Genomic DNA, 13205 nt, shown 5'->3' on the forward strand with positions numbered 1-13205 from the left:
ACCTATTAAGTCGTCGGCAGCGTCAGATGTGGATAAGAGACAGGCGGGGGCCGGAGCGGCGGGGGGCGGCGGCGCGGCGTTCGGGTCGACGATGTCGCTGATGCGCTTCACGACCGTCTTGCCGCTCATGTCCACGACCTTGAACTCCTCCTCCTCGGGGAGTTCGCCGGCGTCCTGCTGCTTGTTCGTGTCGGGCTTGAAGCGCTTCTTCTCCACCGGCTCCTGGCCGCGGTAGTGGCGCAGGATGGCGTGCTCGATTTCACGGTCGCCCGCCACCATGGGCACCACGCGGGCACGGCTGCGCGCCACGACCTGGTCCAGCGTGGCCAGGTCCGTGGGGTCGGACATCGCCAGCACCAGCGTCTTCCCGTTGTCCTTGAGCTGCACGGGGAAGATGCCCTTCTGCTCGGCGAGCCCCACGTCCACGCGCGCGAGCGCCGCCGCGTCCTTCGTCAGGTTGCCCAGCTGCACGCGCGGCATTCCCAGGCCCTGGCAGATGGCCTGGGTGATGGTCTCCTCGGACGCCAGGCCCAGGTCCGCGATGACGCGCGACACGCGTCCGCCCCACTGGTCCAACGACGCGAGCGCGCTGCGTAGCTGCAACTCGTCGATGACGCGCGCCTTGATGAGGATGTCCGCGATGCGATTCCGGGAAGGGGGAGCCATGGGGTGGGGATTCTAGCGTCTGATGGCGCGGACGCTCAGTCCACGTCACCGAACAGGCAAGGAGGCTGGACCATGCAACCGTTCGCGGACGCCGCCACCCAGATGTGCCCGTACTGCGGTGAAGAGGTCGAAGTCGACGTGGACTCGCTGGGGGCCTCCTCCGAGTCCTACGTGGAGGACTGCCCCGTCTGCTGCCGCCCCTGGCAGGTGCGCGTCACCCGGGACGACGACGGCGCCATGGTCACCCTGGGCCGCGACGACGACTGAGCGTGGCCCCCCGGAAGGAGGGCAGGCGGGCAGGCACGAAGGCCCTTCGCGGGGGCTCGCTGGGGCTCCAAGACGCGCGGGGGCGTTCCTTGACACGTCCCGAAGCATGGTTCTCTTGAGTCTTGTGAGGCGCTGCCGGGCACCCCCGAAGTGACGGGGCCCCGGACGCCGATTCAACAACGACCGTGAACCCGCACGACGTGCGTCCCCAGGGGCGTCACGAACAGGAGAAGACCATGCTGACCGCTCGCTATCCCTTCAACAACGCCGCCGTCACCCACCCGCTGCTGCGCGACTTCGACTTCCTCTTCCGCGAGCTGGGCGTCCGCAACGACGCCGAGCGCACCGTCACGCCCGCGGCGGACATCCTGGAGGCCGAGTCCGGCATCACGCTGCGCGTGGACCTGCCCGGCCATGACGCCAAGGCCATCCAGGTGAAGGTGGAGGACGGTGTGCTGACCGTGCGCTCCGAGCGCAAGGCCGAACCCGTTCCGGAGGGCAGCACCCTGCGGCGCCAGGAGCGCGCCTCGGGTGTGTACGCGCGCCAGTTCCGCCTGCCGGACACGGTGGACGCGACCCGCGTGGAGGCCCGCTACGACAATGGCGTGCTCACCCTCACCCTGCCGCGCCGCGAGGAGACCAAGCCCCGCGTCGTCGAGGTGAAGGTCCAGGGTTGATGCACGTGCATCAACACCCCATCAGGGAGGCCGCTGCCCTCGCCGGAGCGAGGCGCGGCGACTCCCGCAAGCATCCTTGCGACCCGAGGGCTTCCGCGGTGGGCGGCGGAAGCCCCCGTCCCCTTACTTGCGAGCAGTGTTGAGCGCCAGCGGCACCCGGAACAGCTCCATGACCTGCGTGACGTCCAGCGGCTTGGGCAGGCACGCCACCGCGCCGGCCTGCTTGGACTGCTCCACCACGTCGGGCGTGTGATTGCTCGTCATGGTGATGAGGCGCACGCCCTCCATCTGCTTGCGCGCGCGGATGCGCTTGCAGACCTCGATGCCGTCGATGTCCGGCATGTTGAGGTCGATGATCATCCCGTGCGGCTTCTGCTCGGACACCAGCAGCAGGGCCTCCACGCCGCTCGTGGTGGTCTGGAGCTCCACCTGGTTCGCGTGCGGCTTGAACGCGCGCTTGATGGCGTCCAGCACCGGGCGCTCGTCGTCCACGACCAGCAGGCGCACCGTGCTGCTGCCCAGCTCCTCGGGCACGGGCATCTGGTGGGTGACCAGGAAGGTGCGCAGGTCGGTTGAACGCACGCGACGGTGACCGCCCGGAGTCCGGAAGGCCATCAGGATGCCGCGGTCGATCCACTTGCTCACCGTCGACGGGTCCACCTGAAGCAACCGACTGATGTCGTGCGTCGTGTAGAGCTGGTCCGTCATCGCCGTACTCCCCTCGGACTGCATCGTTCCACTAGCCATGGAAATAAACACCTACCTTGAATGCGGGGTTTGATCAACCCACCCTACGACGTGCTGCGTTTATCTGTGCTTCTCATCAGACCCACGGCGTCTTCCCAACGGCCACTGGCACGGAGGCACAGCTCCACAAGCTCACGGGCGGCTCCGTGACCGCCCACGTTCGTCGTAACGAAGTCCGCTTCCTGGCGCACCTCGGGAACAGCATCCGCCGGACAGGCGGAAAGCCCTGAGAGTGACATGGGGTCCAGGTCGTTCAGGTCGTCTCCCATATACGCGCACTGACTCGCGGGTATTTGGAGTTGGGCCAGCAATTCAAGAAGGGCGGGACCCTTCTCCTTGCGCCCCTGGAAGATGGCGGCGAGGCCCAATTCCCGGCCTCGCGCTTCGACGATGCGGGACGAGCGCGCGGTGAGGATGGCGGCGGGCAGGCCCACCAGCCGGGCCATGACGAGCGCATGGCCGTCCTTCACGTTGAAGCGCTTCATCACCTCGCCGTTGTCGCCGTAGTACAGCCCGCCGTCGGTGAGGACGCCATCCACGTCGAACACGAGCAATCGCACGCGCGACGCACGGGACGTCAGCTCTTCCCTGCCCGGCTTGGAAGGCGCTTCCGTCTGCATGGCCTCCTCACCTTTCGCGTCCATCAACTGGCTTCGTGACCCAGCGCGCGGCGGATGCTGAGCACATCTCGTACCACGTCCTCGAACATCTGTGGATTGAGCGAGCACGGACCGTCACACAGGGCACGGTCGGGGTCTTCGTGGACTTCTGTGAATAAAGCGTCAATCCCGGCGGCGGCGGCACTGCGGGCGAGCAGTGAGACGAACCTGCGCTCGCCGCCTGTCTTTCCGTCGCTGGAGGAGGGGAGCTGGACGGCGTGGGTCGCGTCCATGCAGACCACGAGGCCGGCCTCGCGCATCTGGGCGAAGCCGCGCATGTCCACGACGAGGTTGTTGTAGCCGAAGGAGGAGCCCCGCTCGGTGACGAGGATGTTGGGGTTGCCCGCCTCCACGGCCTTCCTCGCCGAGTGGACGATGTCCTTGGGGGCGACGAACTGTCCCTTCTTCAAGTTCACCCCCTTGCCCGAGCGGGCCACTGCCTCCACGAGGTCCGTCTGCCGGCAGAGGAAGGCCGGTATCTGGATGATATCCACGACTTCAGCGGCAGGCGCGACGTGGCTGGTTTCATGGACGTCCGTGAGAACCGGCACGCCCACCTCCCGGCGGATGCGGTCCAGGATTCTCAGACCTTCCTTCAAACCCGGACCCCGGAAGGACTTGCCGCTGGTCCGGTTGGCCTTGTCATAGGAACATTTGAAGGCATACGGGACGCCCAGCCGGGCGGTGATGCCCTTGAGGAGGTGCGCGTGGCGCAGCGCCATCTCCTCGGACTCGATGCTGTCCGGGCCGGCGATGACGAAGAGGCGCTGGCCGGGGCCGACCTTGTGGCCGCACAGCTCGATGGAAGGGGTGTTGCTCATGAATGCACCGGGGCCTGGCCGCGGGTGGCGTCCCGCTGGGCGAGCGCCGCGCCGATGAAGCCGGAGAAGAGGGGGTGGGGAGCGAAGGGCTTGCTCTTGAACTCGGGGTGGAACTGGCAGCCCACGAAGTACGGGTGGTCCGTCAGCTCGATCATCTCCACCAGGTTCAGCTCCGGGTTGTGGCCGGAGATGACGAGCCCGGCCTCCTGGAGGCGGCCACGGTAGGCGTTGTTGACCTCGTAGCGGTGGCGGTGGCGCTCCTGGATGGACTCCTGGCCGTAGAGCTTGTGCGCGACGGAGCCGGGCTTGAGCGCGCAGGCGTAGCTGCCCAGGCGCATGGTGCCGCCCTTGTCCTGCACCTTCACCTGGCTCTCCATGAGCGTCACCACGGGGTGCGCGGTGTGCTCGTCGAACTCCAGGCTGTTGGCGCCCTTCAGGCCCAGCACGGTGCGGCTGAACTCCACCACGGCCATCTGGAGGCCCAGGCAGATGCCGAAGAACGGAAGCTTGTTCTCACGCGCGTAGCGGACCGCGGCGATCTTGCCTTCGGTGCCGCGCACGCCGAAGCCGCCGGGCACGAGCACCGCGTCCACGCCCGCGAGCGTCTTCTCCGGCCCTTGAGCCTCCACGTCCTGGCTGTCCACGAAGCGCAGCTTCACGCGCACGTCGTTGGCGATGCCGCCGTGGAGCAGGGACTCGTTGAGGCTCTTGTAGCTCTCCGTGAGGTTCACGTACTTGCCCACGATGGCGACGGTCACTTCACCGCGCGCGGGCTCGTAGATCTTCCGGACGATGGTCTCCCACTTCTCCAGGTGGGGCGCGCGGCTCCAGATGTTGAGCACCTCCGCCAGCCGCTCATCCAGGCCCTGGCGGTGCAGCTCCAGGGGCAGCTCGTAGATGCTGCGGACGTCCGGGGACGTGAACACGTTGCCGTTGTCCACGTTGCAGAACATGGCGATCTTGTCTTTCAGCTCGCGCGAAATCTCCCGGTCCGTGCGGCACAGGAGGAAGTCCGGCTGGATGCCGATTTCGCGCAGCTTCATCACCGAGTGCTGCGTGGGCTTGGTCTTCACCTCACCCGCGGCGCCGATGTACGGCAGCAGCGTCAGGTGGATGTAGACGGCGTTCTGGCTGCCCACGTCGTAGCGCATCTGGCGGATGGCCTCGAGGAAGGGCAGGGACTCGATGTCGCCCACCGTTCCGCCGACCTCCACGATGACGACGTCCACGTCCTGGGCGGCCTGGCGGATGCTGGCCTTGATCTCATCCGTGATGTGCGGAATCACCTGGACCGTCTTGCCCAGGTACTCACCCCGGCGTTCCTTGGTGATGACCGCGTTGTAGATGCGGCCGGACGTGAAGTTGTTGAGGCGGCTCATCCGGGCGTGGGTGAACCGCTCGTAGTGGCCCAGGTCCATGTCGGTCTCGCCACCGTCCTCGGTGACGAAGACCTCGCCGTGCTGGAAGGGGCTCATCGTGCCCGGATCCACGTTGATGTACGGATCCAGCTTGATGAGGGTGATGTCCAGCCCGCGGTTCTCGAGGAGGGCGCCAATGGATGCGGAGGCCAGTCCCTTCCCCAGCGAGCTGACCACGCCGCCCGTCACGAAGATGAACTTGGTTTTCTTGGAGCGCATGTCCCTTCCTGCCAAGGAGGTCAGGGGGCGTCAAATATTCTCTGACGCACGGACGGCCGGCTGGCCTCAACCGGCGCGCTCAGCCCTTCACTGCGCGTCCCAACCGCCTGGACGCGCGACCGCGAACTGCCGGGCCGTGGGCTGGCCCACGCGGAAGTGGCGCAGGTCGCACCCCCGGCAACTCCAGCCTTCCCAGCCTTTCTTCACGACCTGGTGAAGGCAGGCGTCGTAGTTGGGACAAAAAAGGTTGCGCTGGTCGTCCACCGTCTCTTCGTCACGGAGGGCGGAAGGCAGAGGGATGGGGCACGGTGTAATGGACACGGCAGTTCTCCTGCAGTCGACCCCGACGGTCGTGGATGTGCTTCCCCCCGGCGGCCACGAACCGGTGGGTGGACAGGACATTCCCGGTAGGAAAGGGGACGAAAAAAGTCGCCCCCGCCGGCAAAGGCAGGGGCGACTCGTTACCGCGGGCGTCACTTCCGCCGGGGACAACCTGCGTTAGCAGGCCACCGCGACGGAGGTGGACGCCTTGATCTTGCTGTCGTTCAAGGCATCACCTCCTTTCTTGCGGCAGCAGAGATAATGCGTGCCCCCATTTCTCGCCACGCAGATGGAGGGGTGGGAGAGGGTCGTCCGGGGAACGAGCGTTCAGGCGGCGACGACCTGGCGCTCCACGAGGCGGCGGTAGAGGCCGTCCTGCGTCATGAGGGTGGAGTGGGTGCCGCTCTGCACCACGCGGCCGTGCTCCATCACCAGCACGCGCTGGGCGTTGGCCACGGTGGACAGGCGGTGGGCGATGATGAGCGTGGTGCGGCCCTGCATCAGCCGGTCGAGCGCGTCCTTCACCAGGTGCTCGCTCTCCGAATCCAGGGCGGAGGTGGCCTCGTCCAGGATGAGGATGCGAGGGTCCTTGAGCACGGCCCGCGCGATGGCCACGCGCTGCTTCTGGCCGCCGGACAGCTGCACGCCGCGCTCGCCCACCTCCGTGCGGTAGCCGTCCGGGAAGCGCTGGATGAAGTCGTGCGCGTTCGCGGCGCGGGCGGCGGCCTCCACCTCCGCGTCGGTGGCGTCCGGGCGGCCGTAGCGGATGTTGTCCGCGATGGAGCAGGAGAAGAGCAGGGGCTCCTGGGCGACCATGCCCACGTTGCGCCGCAGCCAGCTGGGGTCCAGCGACTTCAGGGGGCGGCCGTCCAGGCGCAGCTCGCCCTGGAGCGGATCATAGAAGCGGGACATGAGGGCGGCGAGCGTGGACTTTCCGGCGCCGGAGGAGCCCACCACGGCGACGACCTCGCCCGCGTTGACGGTGAGGTCGATGCCCTGGAGCACCGGCACGTCCGGGCGCGTGGGGTAGGCGAAGTGCACGCCGCGCAGCTCCACGCGGCCCTCGACGGTGGCGGGGCGCTCGCCTTCCGCGGCGGGGATGGCGGGCTCGCGGTCCATCAATTCGAAGACGCGCTCGGCGGCGCCGGAGGCGCGCATGAAGTCCGCCCAGAGGTCCGCCAGGGAGCCCATGGAGACGGCCACGAGCATCGTGTAGATGAGGAACGAGGTGAGGGCGCCCACGGACAGCTCGCCGTCCACCACCAGCCGGCCGCCGTACCAGAACACCACCACCGCGGCGATGTAGCCCGCGCTGGAGGCGCCGCCCATGAAGGCGGCGGACTGGCGCGCGCGGTTGCGGGCGACCTCGTAGGCGTTGCGCACGGCGTTGCCATAGCGCGACACCTCCGACGGCTCCGCCGCGAAGGAGCGCACGGTGCGCATGCCGGACAGGCTCTCCTCCGCGACCTCGCTGGCCTTGGCGAGCGCGTCCTGCACGTTGCGCGACAGCCCGCGCACGCGCCGGCCGTAGACCATGCCGCCCACGGCCACCACGGGCACGATGGCGAGCATGAGGAAGGTGAGCGAGGGCGAGGTGTAGAAGAGCAGCACGATGCCGCCCAGGGCCTGCACGGCGTTGCGCAGCCCCTGGGAGATGTTCGCGCTCACCGTGTTCTGGAGCACGGTGGTGTCGGAGGCGAGCCGGCTGGTGAGCTCTCCGGTGCGGTGCGTGTCGAAGAAGGCCACCTCCTGGTCCATGAGGCGGCGGAAGAAGTCCTGGCGCAGGCGCATGACCACGCGCTCGCCGGCGTTGGTGAAGAGGTAGAAGCGCAGGGAGGTGGCGACGCCCTGGACCAGGAAGACGGCCAGCATGACGAGCGCGGCCTTGTCGATGAGGCCGCGGTTCTTCGCGTTGAGCGCCTCGTCGATGAGGATGCGCACGCCCTGGGGGTAGACCAGGCTGGCGCCGCTGCTGATGAACAGGAAGACGGTGGCGACCAGCAGCGTGCCCAGTTCAGGGCGGGCCAGCGCCAGCAGGCGGCGCGCGGTGACCCCAGAGGCCTGGCGGGATGTCGGAGCGGAGACGGAGGGAGGCACCGCCGGAGCCTACCGGACTGTCGCCGGACGTGCAGCCTGGACGGCGTCCGCAGGGCCGGGCTGCAGCCAGGAGGCCTGGGTGGTATTCCAGGGCCCGTACCACGCGAGGAGGGGCCATGGAGAAGCGCGTCTTTGGCAACACCGGGGTGGCGGTGCCCGTCATCGGCCAGGGCACCTGGCAGATGGAGGATGACGACGCGGAAGGCGCCATCCGGGCCCTGCGCGCCGGCATGGACCTGGGGCTCACCCACCTGGACACCGCGGAGCTCTACGGGCAGGGGCGGGTGGAGGAGACGCTGGTGGCGAAGGCCATCGCGGGCCGGCGCGACGAGGTGTACCTCGTCTCCAAGGTGATGCCCTCCAACGCGACCCGGAAGGGCACGGTGGCCGCGTGCGAGCGGAGCCTGAAGCGGCTCGGCACGGACCGGCTGGACTGCTACCTGCTGCACTGGCCCGGCTCCCACCCGCTGGAGGACACGGTGGCGGCCTTCGAGGAGCTGGTGAAGGCGGGGAAGATCCGCTCCTGGGGGGTGAGCAACTTCGGGGTGGAGGAGCTGGAGGAGGCGCTGGCCCTGGCGGGCAGGGGGCGCATCGCGTGCAACCAGGTGCTGTACCACCTGGAGGAGCGCGCCATCGAGCACGCCGTCGTGCCGTGGTGCGAGGCGCAGGGCGTGGCGGTGGTGGCCTACAGCCCCTTTGGCAACGGGCAGTTCCCGTCACCCACCAGCGCGGGCGGCAAGGTGCTGGCGTCCATCGCGAAGGCGCACGGCGTGACACCCTTCCAGGTGGCGCTCCAGTTCCTGGTGCGCCGGCCGTCGGTGTTCGCCATCCCCAAGGCGAGCAACGCGGCGCACGTGCGCGACAACGCGAGCGCGGCCTCGCTGAAGCTCACGAAGGAGGAACTCCAGCGCATCGACGCGGCCTTCCCCCTGGGGGACGACCCGGGCGAGCTGCCGGTCATCTGAGGGCGGCGCGCTCTCGCATCACGGCCTCCACGCGGGCCACGTCCTCCGGCACGTCCACCGCCACGGTGCGCCAGGACACGCTGGCGCAGCGGATGCGCAGGCCGTTCTCCAGGGCGCGCAGCTGCTCCAGCTTCTCCGTCTCCTCCAGCGGGGTGGGGCTGAAGGAGGCGAGCTGGAGCAGCGTGTCCCGCCGGTAGCCGTAGAGGCCCAGGTGGGCCCAGCGGCGCACGGGTGCGCCGGTGTCGCGGGCGTGCGGCACCGCGGCGCGGCTGAAGTAGAGCGCGTCGCCGTTGAGGGCGAGCACGGCCTTCACCACGTTGGGGTTGCCCACCTCCTCCGGGTCCAGGGGGCGCACCAGCGTGCCCATGTGCACGGCGTCGTCCTGGAAGAGGTCCGCGAGCACCTTGAGCGCGGCGGGGTCCACCAGGGGTTCATCCCCCTGCACGTTCACCCACACGTCCACGTCCGGGCGGGAGCGGGCGACCTCCGCGATGCGGTCCGTGCCGGTGGGGCAGGCGGGGCTGGTCATCACCGCCTTGCCGCCGAAGCCCTCCACGACGTCGCGGATCCGCGCGTCATCGGTGGCCACCCACACCTCGTCGAAGGCGCTGGCTTCCTGACAGCGGCGCCAGACGTGCTCAATCATGGGACGGCCGGCGATGAGGGCGAGCGGCTTGCCAGGGAAGCGGGTGCTGGCATGGCGGGCGGGGATGACGGCCACGGTGCGGGAGGCGGGCATGGGGCGCATCTATCAGATTCAGGACGTCTCGCCGCGCCCTGGAGGTAGCCCACCACTGGCCGGAAAAAGGCGGGTGCCTATTTTCCGCAGCGACATGAAGAAGGTCATCCACATCGTTGGTGCGCGTCCCAATTTCATGAAGGTGGCTCCCATTCACCGGGCCATCAAGGCGCGCACGTCCCTGGGGCAGCTCGTCATCCACACCGGCCAGCACTACGACGCGAAGATGAGCGACGTCTTCTTCGCGGACCTGGGGCTGCCTCCGCCTGAGATCCACCTGGGCATCGGCTCCGGGAGCCATGCCGAGCAGACGGCGAAGATGATGGTGGAGATGGAGAAGGTCTTCCTCAAGGAGAAGCCGGACCTGGTCTCCGTGGTGGGCGACGTGAACAGCACCATCGCCGCGGCGCTCGTCACGTCCAAGCTGGCGATTCCGCTGTCCCACGTGGAGGCGGGCCTGCGCAGCTTCGAGCGTCACCAGCCGGAGGAGATCAACCGCGTCGTCACCGACCGGCTCTCCGACCTGCTGCTCACGCCGTCGCGCGACGCGGACGCCAATCTTCTGAAGGAGGGCATCGACCCGAAGCACATCCACCTGGTGGGCAACGTGATGATCGACTCGCTCCTGTCGTCCAAGGAGAAGGCCGACCAGCTGCCCACGCTGAAGAACCTGGGCCTTGAGCCCAAGGGCTACGTGGTGGCGACGCTGCACCGTCCGTCCAACGTGGACAACCCGAAGCTGCTGGCGGGCCTGCTGGGCGTGCTGATGGACGTGGCGAAGGAGCTGCCCGTCGTGTTCCCGGTGCACCCGCGCACGCGCAAGATGATCGCCGAGCAGGGCCTGGGCCCCAAGCTGGAGCAGACGCCGGGGCTCAAGCTGGTGGACCCCATGGGCTACCTGGAGTTCCTGTCCGTCACGTCGCAGGCGAAGCTGGTGATGACGGACTCGGGCGGCCTGCAGGAGGAGACCACCGCGCTGAACGTGCCGTGCCTCACCATGCGCGAGCAGACCGAGCGCCCCATCACCGTGGAGGTCGGCTCCAACGAGGTCGTGGGCACGGACCCCGCGCGCATCCGCGAGGCCGCCAACCGCGTGCTGGCCGGTGACTTCAAGAAGGGCCGCGTGCCGGAGCTGTGGGACGGCCGCACGGGCGAGCGCATCGCGGACCTGTACGCCCGGTTCCTGGGCGTGGAGACGAAGCGCGCCTTCGGGTGAGCCAGCCGGCGGGGTCCGCGTTCCGAAGCGTGGTAGAGCGTCGGGCTCGCCATGCGTGAAGACGCTGACCCCGTTCCTGCTCCGGCCCTGCCTGACGGCTACGTCGACATCCCGTTCGTCGTGGAGCCGAACTACGCGGGGTGGCGGTTGGACCGCTACCTCTGCGAGAAGATCCGCCGCATGGACCTGGAGCGCGTGCGCGGCATCATCCTGCGCGGCGTGCTGTGCGACGAGTACCGGCTCAAGCCCTCCACGCCCGTGTACCCGGGGCTCACGTTCCGGATCCGCCGCCCCGCGAGCCAGGAGCCCGTGACGCCCACGGAGCTGCCCGTCGTCTTCTCCGATGACTGGCTGCTGGTGTTGGACAAGCCGGCGGGGCTGCCCATCCATCCCACCGCGCGCTACCACAAGGGCACGCTGGTGACGCTGCTGCGCGAGCGCTTCGGTGAGCGCTTCGCGGAGCCCGCGCACCGGTTGGACCGCGAGACGAGTGGATTGGTGGTGTGCGGCCGCACCACCGAGTCCTGCCGCGTGCTGGGCGGGCTGTTCCTGTCGCGCGACGTCCACAAGGAATACCTGGCGCTGTGCGAGGGCCAGCCTCCCGAGGACACCTTCGTCGTGGACGCGCCCATCGCGGAGGGCACGGACCTGATCCGCATCGCCGTGCGCATCGACCCGGTGGCGGGCAAGCCCAGCCGCACGCGCTTCCAGGTGCTCCAGCGCTTCACGCGCGGCGGCGAGCCGTTCGCGCTGCTGCGCTGCTTTCCGGAGACAGGAAGGCAGCATCAGATCCGCGTCCACCTTCGCGAGGCGGGGTTCCCTCTGGTGGGGGACAAGATGTACGGGCCGGATCCGGGTTACTTCGACCGGTTCAGCAAGCACTCGCTGGAGCCGGAGGCGTGGGCCCGTCTGCGATTGCCGCGTCATGCGCTCCATGCGGAGCGGATCTCGTTCCCGCATCCGGGCACCGGGGAGACCGTCACCTTTACGTCGCCGCTTCCGGTCGACTTGAAGGACTTCATCGCCGGGTGAGCACCTGCGGTAGCTTCACGGGATGCGACCTCTCCGGTATTCCATCAACATCACGTTGGACGGGTGCTGTGACCATCGCGCGGGTTTCGCGGACGAAGAGCTGCATCGTTACACGGCTGAGATCCTCGGGCGTGCCGATGCCCTCCTGTTTGGCCGGGTGACCTACGAGATGATGGAGGCCGCGTTCCGGCAGCCGGCGGGGATGGACGGCCCCTTCGCCCGGACCATCGACGCGGCGAAGAAGTACGTCGTGTCGAGCACCCTGGACCGGGTCGATTGGAACGCGGAACTCTTGCGCGGGGACCTGGGGACGGCCGTTCAACAGCTCAAGAACCAGCCGGGGAAGGGCATCTACGTCGGCGGCGTGAAGCTCCCGCTGGCGTTGGCGGAGCTGGGACTGATCGACGAGTACGAGTTCTTGGTGCATCCCCGGATCGCGGGCCACGGGCCGACGTTGTTCGCGGGTCTCTCGAAGTTTGTCGACCTGAAGCTCGTGGGCCGACAGGAGCTCGCCTCGGGGGCGATGGCCCTGCGGTACGAGCCGCGCAGGTAGCTTCAGACCAGCTCTCGCAGGAACGGCGCGACCACTTCGGCCAATCGCTCGGGTTGGTCGTAGGGGAGGCCGTGGCCGGCGTTCTGGACCTCTTCGATTCGCACGCGTGGGTTGAGGCCCCGCAGCTCCGTCGCCATCTCGAACGTGACGACGGGGCTGTCTCCGATGACGAGGAGGGTGGGGACTTCAATCGCGCTCACCACGCCGCGATAGTCGGGGTTGGGCGGCGTGAGGACGTCGAAGGCCTCCAGGCGGGTCTTCAGCCTCGCGTCGGCGAGATGTCCGAGGAGCTCGGGCGAGCGATGCGGCTGCCGGGCCTGGGCCTGCGCGACGAGCTCGGCCTTGCTGGATGCGAGGGTCCGGCGGTGTTGTCCGGCGACGTCGCTGGCGTGCACCTCGCGCTGGCGCTCGGGGCTCAGGAACGTCGGGTCCACCAGGACGAGGCCTCGGAGGTCCGTCCTTCGACTCGCCACCACGGCGGCGGTCATGCCGCCCATCGAGTGCCCCATCAGCACCGGACGCGAGAGCCCCAGTCCCTGGATGAGGCCCACCACGTCGCTGGCGTGGTCGTCGTACCGGTAGCCGTGGGGCGGCGTGCTCGAACCGCCGTGCCCTCTGGCGTCGGGCATGACGACGTCGCATTCCCCTTCGAGCACGCGCGCCACGGGCGTCCAGCAGGCTCCGCTCCCAATCAGTCCATGGAGCAGGACGACCGGAGGCCTGGCGCCTCCGGTCCGGAGGTAGTGGAGGCGGACGCCGTTCGTTTCACAGACTCCACTCTTCCAGGTCGTCATGGGGTTCCGAGAGG

The 13205-nt window shown here is 68.5% G+C and carries 14 protein-coding genes; 6 read left to right on the plus strand and 8 right to left on the minus strand.

Annotated features, from left to right (window positions below):
- Positions 1 to 666, minus strand: a 666-nt coding sequence (locus tag D7X96_RS42045; RefSeq protein WP_121771131.1) for a GspE/PulE/PilB domain-containing protein, incomplete at its 3' end; no start/stop codon positions are given.
- A 72-nt stretch (positions 667 to 738) separates the two neighbouring features.
- Between D7X96_RS42045 and D7X96_RS27750 the strand changes: the two genes are divergently transcribed.
- Positions 739 to 933, plus strand: a complete 195-nt coding sequence (locus D7X96_RS27750) for a CPXCG motif-containing cysteine-rich protein (protein ID WP_120550422.1) — start codon at positions 739 to 741, stop codon at positions 931 to 933.
- A 236-nt stretch (positions 934 to 1169) separates the two neighbouring features.
- Positions 1170 to 1610 carry an Hsp20/alpha crystallin family protein gene (locus D7X96_RS27755; RefSeq protein WP_120550421.1) on the plus strand — a complete coding sequence of 147 codons (441 nt, stop codon included), beginning with the start codon at positions 1170 to 1172 and terminating at the stop codon, positions 1608 to 1610.
- A gap of 123 nt (positions 1611 to 1733) precedes the next feature.
- On the opposite strand, the gene D7X96_RS27760 is transcribed toward D7X96_RS27755, so the two are convergent.
- The 5 genes from D7X96_RS27760 to D7X96_RS27785 all read right to left on the minus strand — a co-directional run bounded on the left by D7X96_RS27760 (position 1734) and on the right by D7X96_RS27785 (position 7892).
- Entirely contained in the window at positions 1734 to 2357 is a 624-nt protein-coding gene (locus tag D7X96_RS27760; protein WP_120550420.1) for a response regulator, read from the minus strand.
- 44 nt (positions 2358 to 2401) lie between these two features.
- A complete protein-coding gene (locus D7X96_RS27765; RefSeq protein WP_208647383.1) occupies positions 2402 to 2977 on the minus strand; it encodes a KdsC family phosphatase in 576 nt (191 codons plus the stop codon).
- A 23-nt stretch (positions 2978 to 3000) separates the two neighbouring features.
- Positions 3001 to 3837, minus strand: a complete 837-nt coding sequence (gene kdsA, locus D7X96_RS27770) for a 3-deoxy-8-phosphooctulonate synthase (RefSeq protein WP_120550418.1) — start codon at positions 3835 to 3837, stop codon at positions 3001 to 3003.
- A complete protein-coding gene (pyrG, locus tag D7X96_RS27775; RefSeq protein ID WP_120550417.1) occupies positions 3834 to 5474 on the minus strand; it encodes a CTP synthase in 1641 nt (546 codons plus the stop codon). The genes kdsA and pyrG overlap by 4 nt, the downstream gene beginning before the upstream one ends.
- A gap of 648 nt (positions 5475 to 6122) precedes the next feature.
- Positions 6123 to 7892 carry an ABC transporter ATP-binding protein gene (locus tag D7X96_RS27785; protein ID WP_120550415.1) on the minus strand — a complete coding sequence of 590 codons (1770 nt, stop codon included), beginning with the start codon at positions 7890 to 7892 and terminating at the stop codon, positions 6123 to 6125.
- A gap of 116 nt (positions 7893 to 8008) precedes the next feature.
- On the opposite strand from D7X96_RS27785, the gene D7X96_RS27790 reads away from it, so the two are divergent.
- The gene (locus D7X96_RS27790) at positions 8009 to 8857 is read left to right on the plus strand and encodes an aldo/keto reductase (RefSeq protein ID WP_120550414.1); all 849 of its coding nucleotides are present in this window, start codon (positions 8009 to 8011) and stop codon (positions 8855 to 8857) included.
- Here D7X96_RS27790 and kdsB read toward each other — a convergent pair.
- Complete coding sequence (gene kdsB / locus D7X96_RS27795; RefSeq protein WP_121771145.1) at positions 8850 to 9596, minus strand: 3-deoxy-manno-octulosonate cytidylyltransferase; 747 nt, start codon at positions 9594 to 9596, stop codon at positions 8850 to 8852. The two genes, D7X96_RS27790 and kdsB, sit on opposite strands and share 8 nt — an antisense overlap.
- 94 nt (positions 9597 to 9690) lie before the next feature.
- Here kdsB and wecB point away from each other — a divergent pair, with 94 nt between their 5' ends.
- The 3 genes from wecB to D7X96_RS27810 are packed head-to-tail and all read left to right on the plus strand — an operon-like array spanning position 9691 to position 12397.
- Positions 9691 to 10812, plus strand: a complete 1122-nt coding sequence (wecB, locus tag D7X96_RS27800) for a non-hydrolyzing UDP-N-acetylglucosamine 2-epimerase (RefSeq protein ID WP_121771133.1) — start codon at positions 9691 to 9693, stop codon at positions 10810 to 10812.
- 51 nt (positions 10813 to 10863) lie between these two features.
- Entirely contained in the window at positions 10864 to 11844 is a 981-nt protein-coding gene (locus D7X96_RS27805) for an RluA family pseudouridine synthase (RefSeq protein ID WP_121771134.1), read from the plus strand.
- A 22-nt stretch (positions 11845 to 11866) separates the two neighbouring features.
- Positions 11867 to 12397 carry a dihydrofolate reductase family protein gene (locus tag D7X96_RS27810; protein WP_120550411.1) on the plus strand — a complete coding sequence of 177 codons (531 nt, stop codon included), beginning with the start codon at positions 11867 to 11869 and terminating at the stop codon, positions 12395 to 12397.
- A gap of 2 nt (positions 12398 to 12399) precedes the next feature.
- Here D7X96_RS27810 and D7X96_RS27815 read toward each other — a convergent pair whose 3' ends face one another.
- Positions 12400 to 13191 carry an alpha/beta fold hydrolase gene (locus D7X96_RS27815; protein ID WP_121771135.1) on the minus strand — a complete coding sequence of 264 codons (792 nt, stop codon included), beginning with the start codon at positions 13189 to 13191 and terminating at the stop codon, positions 12400 to 12402.
- Between the last annotated feature and the right edge of the window lie 14 nt (positions 13192 to 13205).

The organism is Corallococcus interemptor (assembly GCF_003668875.1).
GTDB lineage: Bacteria > Myxococcota > Myxococcia > Myxococcales > Myxococcaceae > Corallococcus > Corallococcus interemptor.

Excerpts from the sequence above, each read along its gene's own strand:
- D7X96_RS27790 (WP_120550414.1), top strand. The coding sequence starts at position 8,009 with ATGGAGAAGCGCGTCTTTGGCAACACCGGGGTGGCGGTGCCCGTCATC.
- D7X96_RS27750 (WP_120550422.1), top strand. The coding sequence starts at position 739 with ATGCAACCGTTCGCGGACGCCGCCACCCAGATGTGCCCGTACTGCGGT.
- pyrG (WP_120550417.1), bottom strand. The coding sequence starts at position 5,474 with ATGCGCTCCAAGAAAACCAAGTTCATCTTCGTGACGGGCGGCGTGGTC.
- kdsB (WP_121771145.1), bottom strand. The coding sequence starts at position 9,596 with ATGCCCGCCTCCCGCACCGTGGCCGTCATCCCCGCCCGCCATGCCAGC.
- D7X96_RS27815 (WP_121771135.1), bottom strand. The coding sequence starts at position 13,191 with ATGACGACCTGGAAGAGTGGAGTCTGTGAAACGAACGGCGTCCGCCTC.
- wecB (WP_121771133.1), top strand. The coding sequence starts at position 9,691 with ATGAAGAAGGTCATCCACATCGTTGGTGCGCGTCCCAATTTCATGAAG.
- D7X96_RS27755 (WP_120550421.1), top strand. The coding sequence starts at position 1,170 with ATGCTGACCGCTCGCTATCCCTTCAACAACGCCGCCGTCACCCACCCG.
- kdsA (WP_120550418.1), bottom strand. The coding sequence starts at position 3,837 with ATGAGCAACACCCCTTCCATCGAGCTGTGCGGCCACAAGGTCGGCCCC.
- D7X96_RS27765 (WP_208647383.1), bottom strand. The coding sequence starts at position 2,977 with ATGCAGACGGAAGCGCCTTCCAAGCCGGGCAGGGAAGAGCTGACGTCC.
- D7X96_RS27810 (WP_120550411.1), top strand. The coding sequence starts at position 11,867 with ATGCGACCTCTCCGGTATTCCATCAACATCACGTTGGACGGGTGCTGT.
- D7X96_RS27760 (WP_120550420.1), bottom strand. The coding sequence starts at position 2,357 with ATGGCTAGTGGAACGATGCAGTCCGAGGGGAGTACGGCGATGACGGAC.
- D7X96_RS27805 (WP_121771134.1), top strand. The coding sequence starts at position 10,864 with ATGCGTGAAGACGCTGACCCCGTTCCTGCTCCGGCCCTGCCTGACGGC.